Origin of the sequence: Ideonella azotifigens (assembly GCF_006519715.1) — a bacterium.
GTDB lineage: Bacteria > Pseudomonadota > Gammaproteobacteria > Burkholderiales > Burkholderiaceae_C > Ideonella > Ideonella azotifigens.
In genome coordinates this window covers 1-3,149 of the sequence record NZ_VIDT01000644.1, presented here as the reverse complement: position 1 = coordinate 3,149, position 3,149 = coordinate 1, and the positions used below count along the sequence as shown (strand labels likewise).

Genomic DNA, 3,149 nt, shown 5'->3' with positions numbered 1-3,149 from the left:
TGCTCGCGCGCCGCTGCCTGGCGCTGCTGCATGCGGCGCACGCGCCAGACCATGGCCGCACCAAGACATGCCGTTTCCAGCATGTAGCCGATCTCCGGCAGCACCAGGAAGTCGAAGCTCGGCCACGGGTTGTGGCCGGCGGCAAAGGGCACGAAGAGCACGATCGTGAACAACACGTAGCTCGCGGTGCCGGCGGTGTAGAGCCTGGCGTCTGCCGCTGCGCTGCGCAGGCTGCGCCAGCTCACCGCGAACGCCAGCGCGGCATAGGCAAGCGCCAACACCCCGGCACCGGCCGCCGCGGCCTCCCCCCGCTGCAGCAGCAGGTTCAGGCCCAGCAGCGCCAGCAGCAGCAGGTGCAGGCGGTACACCGGCGGCCAGCGCTCGCGCAGGTCCAGGAACTGGGTGGCGAACCAGGCATGGGTGCACAGCACCAGGGAAACCGCCAGCACGGTGATGCCCTGGTTGAACATCGGCGCCTGGGGCCACAGGTAGGCAAAGGCGTCGCCACGGATCTGCACCAGCCCGGCGCCGTGCACCACCACCAGCGCGGCATAGGCCCAGTTGACCGGCGTCCTGGCGAGCACGCGGGTCATCACCGCCAGCAGCAGCGAGGCCAGCATCAGGCCCCACTGCATGCCGCTGAACATGTCGCCCAGCGCATTGCGGGCACGCCAGCCGGCGCCGTCGTCCAGCCGCGGATACAGCCGGCCGTCCAGGTGAATGCGGTAGTCCAGCTCGATGAGGTGGCGGCCTGGCGCGAGAGACAGCGGCACCGCGATGCGCGGGCTGGGCAGCAGACGCTCGGCATACGCCGAGTCCGCCCGCAAGGCCTGCAGCAGCAGCGGCGGACCTGTCATGCTGCCGTCTGATGCCACGGCCTGCTGGCGCACCGCCAGCGACAGTGCGTCCGGCACGCGAAGGTCCAGCACGCGCTGAAGCACACCGGGGCCGGCCCAGGACAGCTCGATGCGCAGGTGTCGCAGGCCGTCCGCCGCGGGCCTCTCGCTCATGCAGGGCTGGATGTCCGGACTGGCCTCGTTCGCAAGCAGCACACAAGGCGCCGCCCACGCGGGCATCGCCGCCGCGCCAATCAGCAGCAGGCTGGCGATAATCCGCCGGATCGCTCCGGTCGTCACGCCGTCAGGACAGTTCATTGCCAACCCAAGCTCCGGTCGCCGTCAAAGTGCTGCTCGCAGACGATCACGCGCTGTTCCGTGAAGGCCTCAAGCTGCTGTTCACCAGGGATGCCGGTTTCCAGGTGGTGGGCGAGGCGCAGGACCTGCTCGGACTGAGGGACCTGCTCCGCCTGACGCAACCGGACCTGCTGCTGATCGACTATCACATGCCAGGCGGCGACAGCTCGGCGGTGGTGAACCACCTCAAGCACACGCAACCCGGGCTGCGCATTGTGTTCCTGACCGGCAGCAGCGCCGGCAGGGTGCTCAAGCAACTGGCCGACGCCCAGGCCGATGGCGTGCTGCTGAAGGACAGCAGCGCGGCAGACCTGCTCGCCAACCTGCGCGCCGTGATGCAAGGGCAGCGGGTGATCCCCGCCGCAGTGGCCGCGCTGATGGCGCCGGGCGAAGGCCTGCTGACCCGCCGCGAGATGCAGGTCGTCAAGCTGATTGGCGACGGCCTGAGCAATGCCGAGATGGGCGAGCTGCTGTCGCTGTCGCCCAAGACGGTGGACAAGCACCGCGAGAACCTGATGCGCAAGCTGGAGGTCAACAGCGTGGCCCAGCTGGTGCTGAAAGCGCATGCACTGGGCTGGCTGACCAGCTGAGAAGCTGCGAATGCGCCGGGCGGGGCTCGGGGCTCGGGGCCGGGCGCTCGGCGGCCCATTGCGGTGACCCGGCCGCCCACCCGGAGCGCCGAAGCGGACACGGCAGCACTCGCGCAGTGCCTGCGGAGCGCCATCTATGATGACCGTGCGGCCGCCACCCAAGTTCTCGGCGAAGCCTCTTTCGGCAGCCTCGTGCTGGCGGTGGCGTCTTCGCGCCGCGGGGTACCCCCGCGGTTGATGGTTTGCCTGGTACTTTCGGGGCGTGAGCGGAGTGGCTGTTTGCCAATCAGCTCACGCATCACCCGCAGGTTGGGTGGTTGGCCGCTTCTTCTGCGAAAGACCTGCCATGAACCCCGTCCTGAAGTTGGCGCCGCTGGGCTTTCCCTGGCCGACCTTCGATCCCTTCCTGTTCTGCGTCTACCACGACGACGCGTACCCCAAGGCCAACGGCCGCTACGGCCCCGCCGCTTCGCTGGCCGGCCACTCGCTGGGGCAGGACTTCCACAATGCCGACGGCTGGCGCATGTACCACGGCCAGGGCGTGCCTGGCTTCCCGCCGCACCCGCACCGCGGCTTCGAGACGGTGACCATCGTGCGCCGCGGCTGGATCGACCATGCGGACTCGCTGGGCGCGGCAGCGCGCTACGGCCAGGGCGACGTGCAGTGGCTCACCGCTGGCAAGGGCATCGTGCATGGCGAGATGTTTCCGCTGCTGGACACCGAGGCGCCCAACCCGCTGGAGCTGTTCCAGATCTGGCTGAACCTGCCGGCCCGCAGCAAGATGGCCGACCCGCACTTCACGATGTTCTGGTCAAAGGACATTCCACACCTCGTCGTGCCCAGCGGCCCCAACGGCGCACGGGCCGAGGTGACCTGCATCGCCGGCCGCCTGGCCGAGCTGCCCGCCGAGCCGCTGGCACCACCGCCGCATTCCTGGGCCTCGGCGGATGACAGCGACGTGGCGATCTGGACCGTGCAGCTGGACCCCGGCGCGGCATGGACGCTGCCGGCGGCCAACGGGCCGGACACACGGCGCCAGCTCTACTTCTTCGCAGGTGACAAGGTCACGGTGGCCGGGCAGCCGATGGCAGGTCATGCCGCCATCGAGCTGCACGCCGGCAGCGCCGTCGAGCTGGTCAACCAGGGCAGCGCCAAGGCCGAATTCCTGCTGCTGCAAGGCAAGCCCATCGGCGAGCCGGTGGCGCAATACGGCCCGTTCGTGATGAACACCGAGGCGGAGATCCGCCAGGCTTTTGCCGACTACCAGCGCACCCAGTTCGGCGGTTGGCCCTGGCCCGAAGCCGAGCTGGTGCACGGGCCGGAGGCGGCGCGCTTTGCCAAGCGCGGCGACGAGGTCGAGCGCCCG

Annotated in this window: 3 protein-coding genes; 2 read left to right on the top strand and 1 reads right to left on the bottom strand. The window is 69.6% G+C overall.

Going from position 1 to position 3,149, the window contains the following annotated elements; all coding sequences use genetic code 11:
- On the bottom strand, nt 1–1,010 hold a 1,010-nt coding region (locus FKP22_RS25580), incomplete at its 3' end, for a 7TM diverse intracellular signaling domain-containing protein (protein ID WP_170201087.1).
- A gap of 143 nt (nt 1,011–1,153) precedes the next feature.
- Here FKP22_RS25580 and FKP22_RS25575 point away from each other — a divergent pair.
- Both FKP22_RS25575 and FKP22_RS25570 read left to right on the top strand, forming a co-directional pair.
- Entirely contained in the window at nt 1,154–1,783 is a 630-nt protein-coding gene (locus FKP22_RS25575; protein WP_141290574.1) for a response regulator, read from the top strand.
- A gap of 346 nt (nt 1,784–2,129) precedes the next feature.
- A partial coding sequence (locus tag FKP22_RS25570; RefSeq protein ID WP_141290572.1) for a pirin family protein occupies nt 2,130–3,149 on the top strand: 1,020 nt, incomplete at its 3' end.